Here is a 20,383-nt window from a genome sequence, read left to right as displayed (position 1 = left end):
GGGGGTGCCGTCACCGGTTCGAGGTGCCGGCGGACGAGGACGCGAGGTGCAGGCGGACGAGTTCACCGATGCGGTCGATCGGGCCCGGCCGGGTCATGGCGCCGTGGGCGCAGGCCACGTCGTGGACCCGCATCGGTCCGTCCAGCCACGGGTGCCAGGCGTCGGGGGTGCTGGGGTCCTGCGGCGCGCGGTGGCTCGCGCGGACGAAGAGGGTGTCGGTCCGGGCGACGCCGAGCGGTTCGGCGTGGCGCAGGGTCAGTGAGTCGGCGAACACCTCGGCGAGTGCTTCCAGTCGTGGTGCGGCGACGGTGGCCAGCGGTCCGGCCTCCTCGCGCACCCGCGCGCGGAACCGGTCCCAGTCGAGCGGTCCGGGGCCCGCCGCCGGGTAGCCGAGCGAGTCGAGGAGCGCGGCGAGGGTGGCGGGGTCGCGCGGGTCGGGGCGCTCCGCACCGGGGCGCGGGTCGGGGTAGCCGTCGAGCAGGGTGAGCGAGGCGACGTGTTCGCCCTGCTCGGTGAGGCGTGCGGCGATGCCGTGCGCGACGGTGGCTCCCAGGGACCAGCCCAGGAGGTGGTAGGGGCCCGTGGGGTGCGCCGACCGCAGCCGTGCCAGGTAGTCGTCGACCAGGGTGTCCAGGTCGGCGGGGCGCTCGTCGGGCCGGGTCAGACCGCGGGCCTGGAGCGCGTGGACGGGGCGGTCGACGTGGCGCAGCAGTCCCGAGTAGACCCAGCCGATGCCGGCGGCGGGGTGCACGCAGAACAGGGGGTCCCCGCTGCCCGTCGCCCGCAGGGTCAGCAGGGGGGCGAGCCCGTCGTCCGTGTCCGTCCGCGTGGTGCCGGCCCGGGTGACGAGCCGGGCGAGGGCTGCGGGGGTGGGCGCCTCGAAGACCGACCGCATGCCGAGGGTGACACCGAGCTCGTCACGGATGCGCGACAGCAGCCTGGCTGCCAGCAGGGAATGTCCTCCCAGGTCGAAGAACGCGTCGTCGCAGCCGGGCTCCTCGATGCCGAGGATCTCGGCGAACAGTGCGCAGAGGACGGCCTCCTCCCGGTTGTGGGGCTTCCTGCGCTCCGCGCCGCCGGTGACGTGCGGGGCCGGCAGGGAGGCGCGGTCGAGCTTGCCGTTGGCGTGCAGCGGCAGCGCGTCGAGCACGACGACGTGGGTCGGGACCATGTACTCCGGGAGCCGTTCCGCCGCGTGCGCCCGCAGGGCCGCGGGGTCGGGTGCGCCGTCGTGGGCGCCGGCCCCGGCGTCCGGCACGACGTAGGAGACCAGGCGGCGGTCGCCGGGGCGGTCCTCGCGCACGACGGTGGCCGCGCCGGAGACGTGCGGGTGGCCGGCGAGGGCGCTGTCGATCTCGCCGAGTTCGATGCGGAAGCCGCGGACCTTGACCTGGTCGTCGAGGCGGCCGAGGAAGTCGAGCCTGCCGTCCGCGGTCCACCGGGCGCGGTCGCCGGTGCGGTACATCCGCTCGCCGGGGGCGGCGAACGGCGCGGCCACGAAACGGCTCGCGGTCAGTCCGGGCCGGTCTAGGTAGCCGCGGACCACACCGGCCCCGGCCAGGTACAGCTCACCGGTGACACCGGGGGGAACGGGGCGCAGCCACTCGTCCAGGACGTAGGCCCGGCGGTTGCGGGTGGGGCTCCCGATCATCGGCCTGCCCGTCGCGTCGGCCGCCTCGTCGAGGACCTCGGCGGTCGCGTACACGGTCGACTCGGTCGGACCGTAGATGTTGACCACCCGGGCGCCGGGCACGGCGCGGCGGACGTGACGCACGAGGTCGGGCGGGACGGCCTCCCCGCACAGGGCCACCATACGTGCGTCGATGCGCAGGTCCTCACGGCCCACGACGAGCCCGAGCACGGACGGGACGGCGCTGATCAGGGTGCCGGACCACTCCTGGTCGAGGAGTGCCAGCAGGTTGGGCACGATGTCCAGCCTGCCGCCGCAGGACAGCGTCCCGAAGAGTTCGAACACCGACACGTCGAAGTTGAGCGACGTCGAGAACAGGGTGCGTGCCAGCAGGTCCGGGCCCACGTCGCGGACCGCCCATTCGGCGAAGTCGGCGAGGTTGCCGTGGGTGACCACGACACCCTTGGGCCGGCCGGTGGAGCCCGAGGTGAAGATGACGTACGCGGGATCGGCGGGCGCCGGGACGTGGCCGAGCGGGGTGGCGGGGCGGGCGGCGACGGCGGCGGCCGTGGCAGGGTCCGCCAGGTCGAGCACGGGTGTGCCGCCCAGGTCGGGGGCGGAGTCGCCCGCCGTCAGGCAGAGCACGGGGCGCGCGTCCTGAAGCATCTGGCTGATGCGGTGTGCCGGGTAGGCGGGGTCGAGGGGCAGGTAGGCGGCGCCGGCCCGCAGCACCGCGAGCACGGCGACGACGAGTTCCGCGGAACGCGGCAGGCTGAGGGCGACGAACGTCTCCGGCCCGGCCCCGCGTGCCCGCAGTTCGTGGGCCAGCCGGTCGGCGCGCGCGCCGAGTTCGCCGTAGGTCAGCTCGACGCCGCCGGCGGCGGCCGCCACGTGGTCCGGCGCCGCGTGGATCTGCCGGTCGATCAGGTCGAGGACACTGTTCACTTCGGCCGGCGCTGCCGTGTCGTTGAGTTCCGTCAGGAGCCAGGTCCGCTCGGCGTCGTCCAGGACCGGCAGCCGGGAGACCGGGAGCTCCGGGGCGGCAACGGCGGCGCGCAGCAGCCGGACGTACCGGCCGACCAGTCGGCGGACGGTTTCCGCGTCGAACAGGTCGTCACGGTAGGACAGTTGGCCCGTGATGCCGGCGGGGGCGCCGTCCGGGGCGCGCCGTTCGCGCAGGCCCAGCAGCAGGTCGAAGGCGGCCGAGCCGGTGTCGAGCGGATGGAGCCGGGCCCTCGTCCCGGGCAGGCACGGGTCGGCCTCCGCGGTGTTCTGGAGGATGAGCATCACCTGGAACAGGGGGTGGCGCAGCAGGGACCGTTGCGGGTTGAGCTCCTCGACGAGCCGTTCGAAGGGCAGGTCGGCGTGGTCGAACGCGGCGAGGTCGGCCGCGCGGACCCGGTCGAGCAGGTCGCCGAAGCCGGGGTCGCCGCTGACGTCGGTGCGCAGGACGAGGTTGTTGACGAAGAAGCCGACCAGGTCGTCGAGCGCGTCGTCGGGACGGCCCGCCACCGGTGCGCCGATGGGGATGTCGTCGCCGGCGCCCAGCCGCGACAGGAGTGCGGCGAAGCCCGCCTGGAGAGCCATGAAGAGGGTGCCGTGGTGCCGGCCGCACAGGTCGAGCAGGGCGGCGTGCAGTTCGGCGTCGAGTTCCACGTCGGTGACGGACCCGGTGGCGGACACCGGTTGCGAGCGCGGCCGGTCGGTGGGGAGTTCGAGTTCGTCGGGAAGACCGGCGAGGGTCTCCCGCCAGAAGCGCGTCTGTACGGCGACGAGGCTGTCGGGGTCGTCGGCCCTGCCGAGCAGTTCGCGCTGCCACAGCGTGTAGTCGGCGTACTGGACGGGGAGCGGGCTCCACCGCGGAGGTGTGCCGTCGGCTCGGGCGGCGTAGGCGCGGCCCAGGTCCGCCAGGAGCGGTGCCAGCGACCAGCCGTCGCAGGCGATGTGGTGCAGCACCAGGAGCAGCACGCGCTCGTCGGGTCCCAGGTGGGCCAGGCGCACCCGCAGGGGCAGGTCGCGGGAGAGGTCGAACGGCTCGTCGATCGCGGCGCGCAGGACGTCGTCCAGATCCTCGGGAGTGGTGTCCGTCTCGGTGAAGGACAGGCCGCACGAGTGCGGCGGCAGGATCTCCTGGACGGGCTCCCCGTCGGCGTCCGGGAAGACGGTCCGCAGGGCCTCGTGACGCGCGAGCACGTCCATGACGGCGGCGTGCAGCGCCCGCGTGTCGAGCGGGCCGGAGAGCCGCAGGGCGACGGGGACCGCGTAGCCGGAGCCGGCGTCGGGGCCGTCGACGCGGTTGACGAACCACAGCCGCTGCTGGGCGGCGGACAGCGGCAGGCGTGCCGGGCGGTCGGCGGGGCGCAGCGGGGGCCGGCCCCGGTCGCCGGTGCGCAGGGCGCGGGCCACGCCCGCGACCGTCGGATCGGCGAACAGGGCGGCCACCGTGATCTCGGCGCCCAGCGTGGCGCGGATGCGGCTGATCAGCTTGATCGCGAGGAGCGAGTGGCCGCCGAGGGCGAAGAAGTCCTCGTCGACGCCGACGTCTCCGGGGCGGCCCAGGACGTCGGAGAAGAGTGCCGCCACGGTCTGCTCCGCCGTGGTGCGCGGCGCGCGGACCGGACGCCGCGGGGAGGTCTCGACGGGCTGCGGGGGCAGGGCGGCGAGCGCGGCCCGGTCCAGTTTGCCGTTGGCGTTGACCGGGAGCCGGTCGAGGAACACGTACTCCGACGGCCGGAGGTGGTCGGGCAGTTCGCGGGCGACGTGGTCGCGCAGGCGGGCGGGGTCGAGTCCCGGCCCGCCTGCGACGTGTGCCACGAGGCGCCGGTCGCCGTCGCGGGTCAGGGCGAGCACGGCGCTGTCCCGCACGCCGTCGTGGCGGTTGAGCGCGGCCTGCACCTCGGCGGGCTCGACGCGGAATCCGCGGATCTTGATCTGGGTGTCGGCCCGGCCGTGGAACTCGACCGTGCCGTCCGGGCGCAGGCGTCCCAGGTCGCCCGTGCGGTACATGCGCCCGCCGGGGGCGCCCCAGGGGCAGGCGACGAAGCGTTCGGCGGTGGCGGCGCCCTGGCCGAGGTAGCCGTGGGCGAGACCGGGACCGCTCATGTAGAGCTCGCCGACGGCTCCCGGGGGCAGCGGTTCGAGGTGGTCGTCCAGCAGGAAGCAGGTCTTGCCGGCGAGCGGACGGCCCACCGGGACGGGCCTGTCGCAGTCGCCCGGTGTGACGTCGTGCGTCAGCGCGAAGATCATGTTCTCGACGGGTGAGTACCCGTTGACCAGGCGCAGGTCGGGGCGCAGGGCGAGCAGCCGGGCCAGGTGGGTCGGGGAGGCGGCCTCGCCGCCGGTCATGACCTGCCGTACGGAGGTCGGGCCGTCGGCGGTGACGAAGACGTCCGGGTAGTCGTCGGTGATGACGTTGAGCAGGCTCGCCGAGACGTGCAGCGTGTCGACGCCGTGTTCGGCGATCAGCCCGGCCATCAGCGCCGGGTCGGGCACGGGTCCGGGTTGCAGGACGCAGGTCCCCCCGTTCAGCAGGGGGCCGAACAGCTCCAGCAGGAAGGCGTCCCACGGCACGGGGGCGCACTGGAGCCACACCGAGTCCTCGCCGAGGTCGGCGAAGGTCTGGCCGAGGAGGGTGGCGGCCACCGCTCGGTGCGTGGCCGCGACCCCCTTGGGGCGTCCGGTGGATCCGGAGGTGAAGACGACGAACGCGAGGTCGTCGCCGGTGACGTGCGCGTCGGGCGCGGTGGCCGGCCGGGCGGCCGTCCGGCGGACGGTGTGCGGGTCGTCCAGGACCAGGGGGCGCGCAGCGACTTCGGACAGGCGTCCGGCCTGGGCCGTGCGGGTCTGGACGACGCGCACGGCGGCCTGGTCCACCAGTTCGGCGAGGCGCCGGTCGGGGAGGCGGGGGTCGAGCATGGTGCAGCCCGCTCCGGCGGCCAGGGCGGCGAGCACCGCGACGACCGCGTCGGTGTCGCGGTCGGCCAGGACGCCGACCACGTCCCCGGGGCGTACGCCGAGGTCGCGGAGTTCACCGGCGGTGCGCAGGGCGCGGTCGGTCAGTGCGCGGTAGGTGAGCCGCTCGGTGCCGCCGACGACCGCGACCGCCTCGGGCCGACGGTCGGCCTGGCGTGCGACGAGGTCGAACAGGCCCGTCTCCAGGTCCTCCCGGCGGGGGTGCGGCGTCGTGCCGACGAGGCCCCGGCGTTCGTCGGCGCCGAGCAGGTCGATCGCGCCGAGCCGGGTGCCGGGGTCGGCGGCGACCGCGGTGAGCAGCCGTTCGAACCGCTCGGTGATGCCGCGGGCCGCCTCGGCGCTGAACAGGTCCGCGCGGTACTCCAGCGTGCCGCCGAGCCCACCGCCCGACGGTTCCTCGACCAGACCGAGGGTCAGGTCGAACTTGGCGGCGCCGGGGGTGACCGTCTCGACGTCCGTGCGCAGGCCCGGCAGCTCGACGGTGGCCTCGGCGTTGTTCTGGAGCACCAGCATCGTCTGGAAGAGCGGCTGCCGGTCGCCGCGCCGGGGCGGGTTGAGTGCCTCGACGAGTCGCTCGAAGGGCAGGTCGGCGTGGTCGTAGGCGTCGAGGTCGGTCCGGCGCACTCGTGCGACCAGGTCGCGGAAGGTGGGATCGCCGCCGGTGTCGGTGCGCAGCACGAGGGTGTTGACGAAGAAGCCGACGACGTCGTCCAGCGCCTCCACCGGCCGTCCGGCGACGGGCGTGCCGAGGGGGATGTCGCTGCCCGCGCCCAGCCGGGTGAGCAGCCCGGCGAAGGCGGCCTGGAGCACCATGAACAGCGTCGCCCCGGTCTCCCGGGCGATCGCGAGCAGTGCCTGGTGGACCGGTGCCGGGAGCCGCAGGTCCACCGTGCCGCCGGCCGGTGTGCCGTGGCCCTGGCGAGTGCCGTCCGCCGGGAGGGCGAGGCAGTCGGGCATGCCGTCCAGCGCCTTCGACCAGTAGTCGATCTGCTCGTCGAGTGCGGTGCCGGAGAGCTCCTCCGCCTGCCACAGGGCGTAGTCGGCGTAGGAGACGGGCAGCGGTCGCGGGTCGGGGGTCCGGCCGGCCGCCCGGTCCGCGTAGGCGCGGGAGAGGTCGTCCAGCAGGGGCCGCATCGACCAGCCGTCGGCGGCGATGTGGTGCATGACCAGGAGCAGGACGTGGCACTGCTCGTCCGCGTCCGGTGCGGGGAGCGAATCGGTGCTGACCAGCAGGGCGCGCACCGGGAGTTCCCCGGCGAGGTCGAACACCCGCCCGGCGAAGGCGGTCAGCAGGTCGTCGACGCCGTCCGGCGTGGTCCGTGCCGTCTCGAACGCGAGGTGGGCTTCCGCCGCCGGGCGCACGCGCTGCCAGGGTGTGCCGTCGTGCTCGGCGAACGTGGTGCGCAGGACCTCGTGCCGGGCGACCACGTCGTCCAGCGCGGCGCGCAGCGCGTCGGTGTCGAGGTCGCCGGTCATGCGCAGGGCGACGGGCACGTTGTACGCGGCTCCCGCCTCCCGTGCGCGGTCGAGGAACCACAGCCGGGACTGCGCGTAGGACAGCGGCGGCCGGTCCGGGCGCACGCGCGGGGTCAGGGGGCGCCGGGCCCGGCCGGTGTCCGTGTGTGCCGACCGGGTCGCGAGGGCCGCCGGGGTGGGCGTCTCGAACACGTCGCGGACCTTGATGTCGACGCCGAGTGCCGTGCGCACGCGGGCCGTCAGACGGGCGGCGAGCAGCGAGTGTCCGCCCAGGCGGAAGAAGTCGTCGTCCCGGCCGACGGTGTCGGCGGGCCGTCCCAGCACGTCCGCGAAGAGCGCGCACAGGATGTCCTCGCGCGGTGAGCGGCCCGCCCGGCGGGCGGCCCCGGCCGGTGTCCCGGCCTCCGGTTCGGGCAGTGCGGCGCGGTCCAGCTTGCCGTTGACGGTGAGCGGCAGTTCGGGCAGCGCGACGTACGCGGCCGGGCGCAGGTAGGACGGGAGGACGGCGGCGACGCCCGCACGCACCTGCTCCGTGTCGCAGTCGCCCGTCAGGTAGGCGGTCAGTCGCGCCTCCGTACCGGTGCCGTGGACGACCACGGCGGCGTCGGTGACGCCGGGCTGGCGGACGACGGCGGCGCGCACCTCGCCGGGTTCGACGCGGTAGCCGTGCAGCTTGACCTGGTCGTCGGCGCGGCCGTGGAACTCCAGGGTGCCGTCCGGCCGGCGGCGCGCGAGGTCGCCGGTGCGGTAGGCACGCTCGCCGGGCGCGGCACCGGGGAGAGCGACGAACCGGGTGGCGGTGGTGCCGGGCCGTCCCGCGTAGCCGTGGGCGAGGCCCGCGCCGGAGACGTACACCTCGCCGACGGCGCCGGTCGGGACGGGCTGCATGCGGTGGTCGAGGACGTGGCACGCCTTGCCCGCCAGGGGTGTGCCGATGGGTACCGACGGCTTGCCCTCGTCGGCGGGGGTGACCACGTGCCGGGTGGTGAAGCCGGTGCTCTCCACCGGCCCGTAGCCGTTGACGACCGTGACGGCCGGGTAGGTGCGCAGGGCCCGCGCCACGTGGGCGCCGGACGCGGGTTCGCCTCCGGTCAGGGCGCGGCGGACGGTGGAGAAGACGGCCGGGTGGTGGTCGAGCAGGTGGTTGAACAGGCTCGCCGAGGCGTCCAGCACCGTGACCCCGTGCTCCTGGACGAGCCGCGCGATGTCGTCGGGGTCGACGTGGTGGTCGGGATACAGGACGCAGGTGCCGCCGGAGAGCAGCGGTCCGAGCAGCTGCGTGGCGAAGGCGTCCCAGGACACCGGGGCGGTCTGCAGCCAGACCTCGCCCTCGGCGAATCCGGCGTAGTCCTGGCCCCGCAGGGTCGCCACGAGCGCCCGGTGCGGGGTCAGCACGCCCTTGGGGGTGCCGGTCGAACCGGAGGTGAACATCAGGCAGGCCGCGTCGGCGGGCAGCACGACGGGTTCGTCGCCGGGTGCGTCCGCGTCCTGTGCCGCGCCGTCCTCGTCGGACAGCACCGGGAGGGGCGCCTGCCCGTCCGGCGCGGGCACGGGGTCGCCGACGACGAGCCGGGCGCCGGACAGGGCGACGATGCGGGCGACGCGTTCGGCGGGGTGGGTCGGGTCGATCATCGTGTAGGCCGCGCCCGCGCGCAGCACGCCGAGCAGGGCGGCGACCGCCTCGGTGTCCCGGGGGCGGTGGATCGCGACGACGTCTCCGCGACGGATGCCCGCCGCACGCAGCCGGCGTGCCACCGAGGCGCTGCGCGAGGCCAGTTCGGCGTAGGTGAGGTCCCGTTCGCCGCGGACGACGACGGCGTGCGGGGTGCGGGCGGCCTGGGCGGCGAACAGTTCGTGGACGACGCCCCGCGCGTCGGGGGCACGGGTGGTGCCCGGGGTCAGTGCCTGCCGCTCCTCCGGTTCCAGCACGTCGAAGCGGGAGAGCGGGAGGCCGGGGGTGCGGGTCACGGCGGTGAGCAGCCGGGTCAGCCGTGCGGCGATCAGCAGTACGCTTCCGCGCTCGAAGACGTCCCCGTCGAACTCGATACCGCCGTGGAGGCCGTCCTCGTCCGCCGTGAGTCCGACGGACAGGTCGAACTTCGCCGTCGGGTTGGCCACGGGAGTCAGTACGCCGTGGGCGGCGCCGAGTTCCAGGCCCTCGCGGGAGCCGTTCTGGAGGACGAGCATGACCTGGAAGAACGGGTGCCGGGACAGACCCCGGTCCGGATTCAGGTGCTCCACCACCTGGTCGAACGGCACGTCCTGATGGTCGTACGCCGCCAGGTCCACCCCCCGCACCCGACGCAACAACTCGTCGAACCCCGGATCACCCCCGGTGTCCGTACGCAGCACCAGCGTGTTCACGAAGAACCCCACCAACCGGTCCAGCACCGGATCACGACGACCCGCCACCACCGTGCCCACCGCCACGTCCGGCCCCGCACCCAACCGCGACAACAACGCCGCCAACGCCGCGTGCACCACCATGAACAACGTCACCCCGTGCTCCGCCGCCAGACCCTCGAGACGGGTCAGTTCGGCGGGGTCCAGGGTCACCGGGACAGTGTCCGCCCGGTGCGTAGGGGCTTCGGCGGGAGCCAGGTCGGCGGGCAGGGCGTTCGATCCGTCCAGGCCGTTCAACTGCTCCTGCCAGTAGCCGAGTTGACGGTCCCCGACGCTGCCGGGGTCGTCGGGTGCGCCGAGCAGGTCGCGCTGCCACAGGGTGTAGTCGGCGTACTGGACCGGCAGTGCCGGCCAGGTGGGCGCCGTGCCCGCCGCACGCGCCGCGTAGGCGGTGGCGAGGTCGTCGAGCAGCGGGCGCACGGAGGCTCCGTCGGTCGCGATGTGGTGCAGGACCACGGCGAACCGGTCCCCCGTGTCCCCGACGAGCGCGACCCGGATCGGCAGGTCGGCGCCGAGGTCGAACGGGGCGGCGCTCCAGGCGGCGACCTCGTCGTCGTCGCGGAGTTCGCCGACCAGGCCGGGGTAGGTGTCGCTCTCCGGCACGACCCGCTGGTACGGCCGGTCGCCCTCCTCCACGAACACGGTGCGCAGTGCCTCGTGGCGGCCGACGACGTCGGCCACCGCCGCGCGCAGCGGTCCGGGCCGCACCGGCCGGTCGAGCCGGACGGACCAGGTCACGTGGTACGACGCGTCGGGTCCGTTCACCCGGTCCAGGAACCAGAGCCGGGCCTGGGCGGGTGACAGCGGCACCCGGTCGGGCCGCGGGCGGGTGACCGGGGCGGGGTGCGCTGCGGCGGTGTCGCCCAGGACGCCGGCGAGGCCGCCGGGCGTCGGGTGGTCGAACAGGGTCCGTACGGGCAGCTCGACGCCGAGTTCGGCGCGGACCCGCGCGGCCAGGGTCGCCGCGCGCAGGGAGTGTCCGCCGAGGTCGAAGAAGCCCGATCCGGGGCCGACCCGGTCGGCGGGCAGGGACAGCACGTCGGCGAAGAGCGCGCAGAGGATCTCCTCGCGGGCGGTGCGGGGCGTGTCGTCGGTGACGGCGGCCGGCGGCGGCGCGGGGAGCGCGGCGCGGTCGAGCTTGCCGTTGGCCGTCACGGGAAGGTCGTCCAGGACGACGAAGGCCGAGGGGCGCAGGTACCGCGGCAGCCGCTGGGCCGTGAAGGACCGCAGATCGGTCTCGGCGGGCGGGGCCTCGGGCCGCTCCGGCACCACGTAGCCGACGAGGATCTTCTCCCCCGCGGCCTCGGCGTCGCGGACCACGACCGCGCAGCGGCGCACCTGCGGGTGGGCGGCCAGGGCCGCGGTGACCTCGGCGGGTTCGATGCGGTAGCCCCGCACCTTCACCTGATCGTCGGCACGCCCCAGCAACTCCAGCGACCCGTCACCGAGCCACCGCCCCACATCCCCCGTCCGATACATCCGCCGACCACCACCGGCAAACGGATCCGCCACAAACCGCTCCGCCGTCGCCCCCGCCTGCCCCACATACCCCTCGGCAAGACCCGGACCCGACATGTACAACTCCCCCGGCACCCCCACCGGCACCGGACCCAACAAACCATCCAGCACATACACCGACTTCCCCGCCAACGGACGCCCCACCGGCACCCGCCCACACACCCCCACCCGCACCTCATGACACAACGCGAAAATCATGTTCTCCACCGGCGCATACCCATTCACCAACCGCAGCCCCGGACAAGCCCCCAACAACCGCCCCACATGCCCCACCGAAGCAGCCTCACCACCCGTCAGCACACACCGCACCGACCCGAACACACCCAAGAACTCATCCACCATGTGATTCAGCAGACTCGCCGACAAATGCACCGTGCTCACACCATGAACCCGCACCAGATCAGCGATCACCGCCGGATCAGCCACATGCCCCGGCGCCAGCACACACACCCCACCGTGCAACAACGCCCCGAACAACTCCAACGCGAACGCGTCCCACGACACCGGAGAACACTGCAACCACACCTCGTCCGGCCCGAACCCCGCAAAACCCTGACCGCACAACGTCGCAACCACCGCACCGTGCGACGCCCGCACCCCCTTCGGACGCCCCGTCGAACCCGACGTGAACATCACACACACCGCATCACCCCCACACACACCCACACCCGGAGCGGACATCGCGGGGACCGTGTCGGCCGCCGCGGGGTCCACGACGCGCAGGTGTGCCGGAGCCGCGCCGCGGTGGCGGGAGTCCGAGACCAGGACCGCGGCGCCCGCCTCGGCGGTGACGGAGCGGATGCGCTCCCGCGGGAGGGCGGGGTCGAGGAGGGTGTACGCGGCGCCTGCCTTGAGCACACCGAGGACCGAGACGACGAGGTCCGCGTCGCGGTCGAGCAGTACCGGCACGACGTCGCCGGGACGCACACCGGCGGCGGCCAGCCAGCCGGCGAACCGGTCGGCCCGTGCGTCGAGTTCGCCGTAGGTGAGCCGGTCCGCTCCCGCCACGACGGCCGTGGCTCCGGGGCGCAGGGCGGCCTGCCGGGCGATCGCCCCGACCACGGTGCGGTCCTCGGTGTCGTGGGCGGCGGGCGTGCCCCACCGCAGCACGGTGTCCAGCTCCGCGCCGTCCGCCACGGGCATCGCCGCCAGCCGTGTGTCCGGGTCGCGGGTCACCGCGTCGAGCAGGATGCCGAAGCGCCGCAGCAGCCGTGACACGGTCGTCGGGTCGAAGAGCTCGGTGGCGAACTCGGCGTGCCCGTCGAACCCTTCGGCCGTTTCCTCCAGGGCGACGGTCAGGTCGAACTTGGACTGTTCGTTGGGCACCGGGACGGTCCGCCAGCTCCCGTCGCCCACCGCGGCCTCGGCCCGTTCGTTGTTCTGGAGCACCAGCATGGTCTGGAACAGCGGGTGGTGGTCGCCGCGCGCCGGGGCCAGCCGTTCGACGACCTGCTCGAAGGGGACGTCGGCGTTGTCGTGGGCGGCGAGGTTCACTTCCCGCACACGCGCCAGGAGTTCACGGAACGTCGGGTCGCCGCCGGTGTCGGTGCGCAGCACGACGGTGTTGGTGAAGAACCCGATCATGTCGTCGAGGGCGGGGTCGTCGCGTCCGGCGACGACGGTGCCGATGGGCAGGTCCTCGCCGGAGCCGAGCCGGGTCAGCAGAGCCGCGTAGGCGGCGTGCAGCACCATGAAGGGAGTGACGCCGCTCGTGCGGGCCAGGGCGACGAGCCGCTCGCGCAGCCGGGCGTCGAGGTGGAACGGCACGGTGGCGCCCGCGTGGGTGGGGTCGCCGGGGCGGCCGCGGTCGGTGGGGAGCGCGAGGAGGCCGGGGGCGCCGGAGAGGGTGTCCTCCCAGTGCCGGAGCTGGTCCTCGAACCGCTTCTCGGACTCCGGTGTGGGGGCCTGCCACAGCGCGTAGTCCGCGTACTGGACGGGCAGCGGGGACCACTGCGGGGTCCGGCCCGCGCGGCGTGCGGTGTAGGCGGTGGCCAGGTCGTCCACGAGGACGGGCATGGACCAGCCGTCGCAGGCGATGTGGTGCAGCACGAGGACGAGGGTGTGGGTCCCCTCGCAGCGCAGCACCTCGGCCCGCAGCGGGTGGTGTTCGGCCAGTGCGAAGGGGGTGCGCGCCGCGGCGGCGACGGCGGCCGCGCGCTCGGCGGCCGGGACGTCCCGGACGGCGAGGGGGACGGGCGCGGCGTCGTCGATCAGCTGGCGGGGCCGGCCCTCGACGGCGGGGTAGCGGGTGCGCAGGATCTCGTGGCGCGCGACGAGGTCGGCGAGCGCCGACCGCAGCGCGTCGACGTCGGCGGCGGGACCGAGGTCGATCGTGTTCGCCACCTGGTAGGCGCCGTCGCGGGTGTCCAGTTGGCCGAGGAACCACAGCCTGGCCTGGGCGGGCGAGAGCGGGATGCGCTCCGGGCGCGGCCGGCGGTCCAGCGGGCGGCGGGGGGCGTCCCCGGAGAGCCCGGCGGCGAGATCGGCGAGGGTGGCGGCGGCGAAGACGTCCCGCACGCCGACCTCGGCACCCAGCAGCGGGCGCAGGCGGCTCGCGAACTTCGCGGCGAGCAGCGAGTGGCCGCCGAGGGCGAAGAAGTTGTCGTCGGCCGCGACCTGCTCGTCGGTGAGGCCGAGGACCGCGGCGGCCTGGGCGCACACGATCTGTTCCCGCGCGTCGCCGGGTGTACGGCGCCCGGTGGTCCCGGGCAGCGGCGGTTCCGGCAGCGCGGCGCGGTCGAGCTTGCCGTTGGCGGTCAGCGGCAGCGCGTCGATCGGGACGTACACGCCGGGCCGCAGGTGCTCGGGGAGCACGGACGCGGCGTGGGCCCGCAGGCCGGCCTCGGTCAGCTCGGGGCTGCCCACGACGTAGGCCACCAGGCGGAGTTCGCCCTCGGGCATGCCCTCGGCGCGGGCCGCGACCACGGCCGAGCGCACGGCCGGGTGGCGGGTGAGGGCCGCCTCGATCTCGGCGGGTTCGATGCGGTAGCCCCGCACCTTCACCTGATCGTCGGCACGCCCCAGCAACTCCAGCGACCCGTCACCGAGCCACCGCCCCACATCCCCCGTCCGATACATCCGCCGACCACCACCGGCAAACGGATCAGCGACAAACCGCTCCGCCGTCGCCCCCGCCTGCCCCACATACCCCTCGGCAAGACCCGGACCCGACATGTACAACTCCCCCGGCACCCCCACCGGCACCGGACCCAACAAACCATCCAGCACATACACCGACTTCCCCGCCAACGGACGCCCCACCGGCACCCGCCCACACACCCCCACCCGCACCTCATGACACAACGCGAAAATCATGTTCTCCACCGGCGCATACCCATTCACCAACCGCAGCCCCGGATAAGCCCCCAACAACCGCCCCACATGCCCCACCGAAGCAGCCTCACCACCCGTCAGCACACACCGCACCGACCCGAACACACCCAAGAACTCATCCACCATGTGATTCAGCAGACTCGCCGACAAATGCACCGTGCTCACACCATGAACCCGCACCAGATCAGCGATCACCGCCGGATCAGCCACATGCCCCGGCGCCAGCACACACACCCCACCGTGCAACAACGCCCCGAACAACTCCAACGCGAACGCGTCCCACGACACCGGAGAACACTGCAACCACACTTCATCCGGCCCGAACCCCGCAAAACCCTGACCGCACAACGTCGCAACCACCGCACCGTGCGACGCCCGCACCCCCTTCGGACGCCCCGTCGAACCCGACGTGAACATCACACACACCGCATCACCCCCACACACACCCACACCCGGAGCGCCGACGGGAAGGGCGGCGATCGCGTCGGCCTCGGCGACGACGTCGATCAAGTCCAGTGCGCCGAGACCGGGACGGTCGAGCAGCCGGTCGGCGGGCTCCGCGGTGACGACGTGTTCGACACCGGCCTGTCCGGCCATGGCGGCCAGCCGCTCGGCGGGGAAGCGCGGGTCGAGCATCATGTACGGCGCGCCGGCCTTGAGCACGGCGAGCACGGCGACCACCAGCCGGGAGTCGCGGGGGAACAGCACGCCGACCGGGCGGCTCCCGTCGACGCCGCGTGCGCGCAGGTGGCGGGCGAGGCGGTCGGCCCGCGCGTCGAGTTCGGCGTAGGACAGCGTGGTGTCCTCGCCGATCACGGCGGTCGCGTCGCCGCGCAGGCGGGCCTGCTCGGTGAACACCCCGTGCACGGTCTCGGCCACCGGGGCGGCAGGGGCGGCGGGGCGCCCTGCCGCGAGCACGCGGGCCCGCGCGTCGGCGTCCTGGAGGGGGACCGCCCCGATCGGGGTCCCGGGGGCCTCGGCGACCTGGCCGAGGAAGTGGACCAGCATGGCCGCGGTGCGCTCGGCGGTGGCGCGGTCGAACAGGTCGGTGGCGTACTTCAGCACGCCCTCCAGCGCGGCGGGGCCGCCGTCGCGGGGCCGGGTCTCGGTCAGTTCGAAGGTGAGGTCGAACTTGGCGCGGGCGGGATCGACCACGGTGTGGTCGACGTCGAGCCCGGCGAAGTCGGCCTGTTCCGCGGGGGTGTTCTGGAGGACGAGCATGACCTGGAAGAACGGGTGCCGGGACAGACCCCGGTCCGGATTCAGGTGCTCCACCACCTGGTCGAACGGCACGTCCTGATGGTCGTACGCCGCCAGGTCCACCCCCCGCACCCGACGCAACAACTCGTCGAACCCCGGATCACCCCCGGTGTCCGTACGCAGCACCAACGTGTTCACGAAGAACCCCACCAACCGGTCCAGCACCGGATCACGACGACCCGCCACCACCGTGCCCACCGCCACGTCCGGCCCCGCACCCAACCGCGACAACAACGCCGCCAACGCCGCGTGCACCACCATGAACAACGTCACCCCGTGCTCCGCCGCCAGAACCTCAAGACGCGCGTACGTCTCCGGGGACAGACGCAGGTCCACCGTGTCGCCCTCGCCGGTGCGCAGCGCGGGCCGGGGGCGGTCGGTGAGCGGCAGGCCCTCGCCCTGAAGGCCCGTCAGCGTCCGCTCCCAGTGGCGGAGTTCGCTGTCGGCGGCGCCCGAGGCGAGTTCGGCGCGCTGCCAGGCCGCGTAGTCCGCGTACTGGACGGGCAGCGGCTCCTGTCGCGGGGCGTGTCCGGCACGGCGGGCGCGGTAGGCCGTGGCGAGGTCGGTGAGCAGCGGCCCGGTCGACCATCCGTCCGCGGCGACGTGGTGCAGCAGGAGGACCAGCGCGTGGTCGTCCGCGGCGAGCCGGACCGGATGGACGCGCACGGGCAGTTCGGTGGCGAGGTCCCACGGGCGGGTGGCGGCCTCGGTGGTCAGTTCCACGAGCCGCCGCTCGGCGTCCTCGCGCGGGAGGCCGGTCAGGTCGCTGGGCTCGGCCCAGGCGGGTGCGGTGCCCGCGGGCTCGATCCGTTGCCGCGGGACGTCGTCCACCGGCACGAACACCGTGCGCAGGGCCTCGTGCCGATCGACGACGTCGCCCACCGCGGCGCGCAGGGCGTCGTGGTCGAGGACACCGCGCAGCCGCAGCACCAGAGGGATGGTGTACGTGCCGGGCGCCTGGGTCTGGTGCAGCAGCCACAGGCGTGCCTGCGCCGACGACAGTTCGGCCGGGCCGTCGTCCCGTCGGGTCGCGGTCAGGGCCGTGCGCGGTGTCCGGCCGTCGCCGGGGCCGGCCGCGGCGCGTGCGGCGTCGACGCGTTCGGCCAGCGCGCGCGGGGTTGCGGCGTCGAAGACGTCCGTGGTGAGCAGGCGCACGCCGAGTTCCCGCTGGATCAGGCTGAGCAGGGCCATCGCCGTCAGGGAGTGGGCGCCCAGGGCGAACAGGTCGTCGCCGGGGCCCACTTCGGTCTCCAGCAGACCCGACGCGAGGGCGCACAGGCGTTCCTCGGTGCCGTCGGCGGGCCGCTCGTGCGAGGAGCCGGCCGGGCCGGACTCCGGGGCGGGCAGCGCGGACTCGTCGACCTTGCCGTTGGGCGTGAGCGGCAGGCCGTCCACGACGGTGTAGGTCGCGGGCCGCAGGTGCCGGGGCAGCACGGCCGCCGCGTGCGCCCGCAGCGCTACGTCGTCGAGGGGGCCCGCGGTGACGACGTAGGCGGCGAGGCGGTGGTCGCCGGAACGCGTCTCGGCGGCCAGGACGTGCGCGCCCAGGACGTCCTGGTGGCGGAGCAGCGCGGCCGCCACCTCAGCGGGTTCGATGCGGAAGCCGCGGATCTTGACCTGGCGGTCGGACCGTCCGCGCAGCGTCACGAGGCCGTCCGCCCCGCGCACGCCCAGGTCGCCGGTGCGGTACATGCGCGCACCGGGCCCGCCCAGCGGATGGGCGACGAACCGCTCGGCGGTCGGCGCGCCGCGGCCGAGGTACCCCACGGCGAGCGCGTCGCCGGCCATGTAGATCTCGCCCTCCGTGCCGTCGGGCACCGGTCGCAGCAGGGCGTCGAGCAGGTAGACGTCCTTGCCGGGCAGGGCGCTTCCCACGGGGACGAGGTCCCGCTCGCAGTCGAGCGCGGAGATGTCGTGGCACAGCGTGAAGATCATGTTCTCGACCGGTGAGTAGCCGTTGACCAGGCGCAGCCCCGGGTGGGCCGCGAGCAGCCGCCGCAGGTGCGGCGCCGAGACGGCCTCGCCGCCGGTCATCACCTGGCGCAGCCGGCCGAAGAGTTCGGGCCGGTCGTCGGTGAGGAAGTTCAGCAGGCCGGAGGAGAAGTAGGCGGTGTCGACGCCGTGCCGCGCGACGAGGTCGGCGATCTCGGCCGGCTCCGGCGCGTGCCCCGGCTGGAGCACGCAGGTGGCGCCGTGCAGCAGCGCGCCGAACAGTTCCAGCGCGAACGCGTCCCACGACACGGGCGAGCTCTGGAGCCAGACCCGGTCGGCCCCGAAGTCGGCGAATCCCGGTCCGACGAGCGTCGACGTGATCGCGGCGTGGGTGGCGAGCACGCCCTTGGGCTCGCCGGTCGAGCCCGAGGTGAACATCAGGCAGGCGAGATCGTCCGGGCGCACGTCGGCCCGTTCGTCGTCCGGGCCCGCCGGTGCGGTGTCCGCCCGGTCCGCCTCGTGCGGTGTGACGACGGTGCGGTCCGTGTGGGCGCCTTCGCGGTCGCTGACGACCACCTCGACGCCGGCGCGTCGGCAGATCTCCTCGCGCCGCGCCGCGGGCAGGGCCGGGTCCAGCATCGTGTAGGCCGCCCCCGCCCTGAGCACCGCGAGCACGGCGACCACGAGCGTGGTGTCCCGGGGGAGGTCGATCGCGACGACCGACCCGGGCCGCACCCTGCGGGCGAGCACGCCCGCCCACCGCCGCGCACGCGCGTCGAGGTCCGCGTAGGTCGTGCGGACGTCGCCACTGATCAGCGCCGTCGCCCCGGGGCGGGAGGTGGCCCAGTGGGCGACCCGGGTGTGGATCGCCGAAGGACCGGCGCCCGCGGACGGTGCGGAGATCGGCTGCTCGGTGGTCGTCACGATTCAACTCCTGTCGTGCGGGGCGGAAGGCGGTACGGAGACGGAAGCGGCACGAGGAGGCGCCGGGGTGGGTGCGGGCGGAAGCCGCGGCCCCGGGGGACGCACCGGAAGGGCGCGGGTCCGGGGAATGTGGCGGGCGCTCAGCCGCGCAGGGCGATCAGGCTGGCCGGGCGCAGGTCGGTCCAGGAGCGTTCGACGTACTCCAGGCACGCGTCCCGCGTGTCCTCGCCGAAGACGACGTCCCATCCCTCGGGCACGTCCAGGTGGGCCGGCCACAGGGAGTGCTGGTTCTCGTGGTTGACCAGGACGTGGAAGCGGCCGTCTGCCCGGTCGAACGGGTTCTCGTAGCTCATGTCGTTCTCTCCTTGGATGTCGGGTGGGGATCGCCCACACACGACGCTAGGGAGAGGTCCGCCCCGCGAACGGCAGTCGGGGCGGCAGAACGACCGGCAGAAGCTACCGGTCCCCGGTGCGCGGCGGCTCGCCCGGCACGGTGGCCGGGGCCGCGTAGGTGGGCGTCCTGCGGTCGCCGGCGACCCGTTCGACCAGGGCGGCGATCGCGAGGACCCTGCCGGTCTCCTCGGGGCCGAAGACGCTGACGCCGGTGGGCAGAAGGGCGTCGGCCCCGGTGGGCACGGTGACGACCGGCCGTCCGGCGAGGGCCGCGAGGGTGGACGTCGACGGCGCGGCCGGGTCGCCGCCACCGTGGTCGAGGGGCCACGCGGGCGGCGCGGTGGGCGCGACGACCGCGTCGACCGCGTTGTCGTCGAGCACGCGTCGCAGCGCGTCGCTCGCCCACGAGCGCGCGCGGGCGCGGCGCGCCGGGACGGTCGCCCGCTCCCGGGCGGTGGCGCGGGCGGCGAGTTCCATGAGGTCCTGGTCGAACAGCGTCAGCTCGTCCGGATCGGCCCGGTTGGCCGCGATCACGGCCTCCAGACCGGCCGGGGCTCCCGGGCGCCCGCGCAGGTAGCTGTCGAGGGCGGGCCCGAACCCGGCGATCATGGCGTGCAGGCCGTCGTCGAGGCGTTCACGGTCGAAGGGCAGCTCGACCGGGGTCAGCGGGACTCCGCGGTCGCGCAGCCGGTCCGCGACGTTTGCGAGCGCGGCGTGCGCGGCGTCGTCGAACCGCCGCCCGGTCCAGATCCCCAGACGGACGCCGGACGCCGGGTGCGCGGCGGGCGGTTCGCCGGGGCGCAGGGCCGCGAACGCGGCTGCGGCGTCCTCGACCCGGGTGGCGAGGATGCCCGGGGTGTCCTGGCCCGGTGCGATCGGCACGATGCCGGTGGAGGGCAGGGTGTCCGCGGCGGGCTTGAGGCCGACGACACCGCAGACCGCGGCCGGGCACACGATCGAGCCGTCCGTCTCGGTGCCCAGGGCCAGCGGGGCGAGTCCGGCGGCCACTGCGGCGGCGGACCCGCTGGAGGAACCCCAGGGCGAGTACCCGAGGTGGTGCGGGTTGCGGGTCTGGCCGCCCACCGCCGACCAGCCCTCGATCCCGTTCGTACTGCGGAAGTTGCCCCACTCGGACAGGTTGGTCTTGCCGACCGTGACCGCGCCGGCGGCCCGCAGGGCGGCGACGACGGCCGCGTCGGCCGGGGGCGGGCAGGACAGCAGGAGGCGCGACCCCGCGGTGGTCGCGAGTCCGGCGGTGCCGATGTTGTCCTTGACCAGGACCGGGATTCCCTCCAGCGGGCGGGCGGACCCGCGGCGCAGCCGGCGGTCCGCGGCACGGGCCCGGTCCGCGGCGCGCGGGTCGAGCGCCAGGACCGACGACAGCAGGGGGTCGCGCTCCGCGATCCGGGCCAGGGCGATGCCGGTCAGCTCGGCCGAACTCGTCGCGCCCGTACGCAGCATGCGGCTGAGTTCCGCGAGTGGGGGCCACGCTCCGGACGCCGGGTCACCGAGGTCGTCGGCCGGGGTGCGGTGCGTCATGGC

The 20,383-nt window shown here is 74.6% G+C and carries 3 protein-coding genes; all 3 read right to left on the bottom strand.

Features of this window, described 5'->3' with window-relative positions; genetic code table 11:
• Positions 1 to 10 precede the first annotated feature (10 nt).
• The 3 genes from ACFZA0_RS17690 to ACFZA0_RS17680 all read right to left on the bottom strand — a co-directional run bounded on the left by ACFZA0_RS17690 (position 11) and on the right by ACFZA0_RS17680 (position 20,380).
• Positions 11 to 18,448: a non-ribosomal peptide synthase/polyketide synthase gene (locus ACFZA0_RS17690; RefSeq protein ID WP_391017202.1), complete on the bottom strand. Its 18,438-nt coding sequence runs from the start codon at positions 18,446 to 18,448 to the stop codon at positions 11 to 13.
• 140 nt (positions 18,449 to 18,588) lie between these two features.
• Positions 18,589 to 18,801, bottom strand: coding sequence for an MbtH family NRPS accessory protein (locus ACFZA0_RS17685; protein ID WP_391017201.1), 213 nt, complete (start codon positions 18,799 to 18,801; stop codon positions 18,589 to 18,591).
• A gap of 103 nt (positions 18,802 to 18,904) precedes the next feature.
• A complete protein-coding gene (locus ACFZA0_RS17680; protein ID WP_391017198.1) occupies positions 18,905 to 20,380 on the bottom strand; it encodes an amidase family protein in 1,476 nt (491 codons plus the stop codon).
• Positions 20,381 to 20,383: the final 3 nt, after the last annotated feature.

Source organism: Streptomyces sp. NPDC008150, from assembly GCF_042956945.1.
Classification (GTDB): domain Bacteria; phylum Actinomycetota; class Actinomycetes; order Streptomycetales; family Streptomycetaceae; genus Streptomyces.
This window is presented reverse-complemented; position numbering and strand designations above follow the sequence as displayed.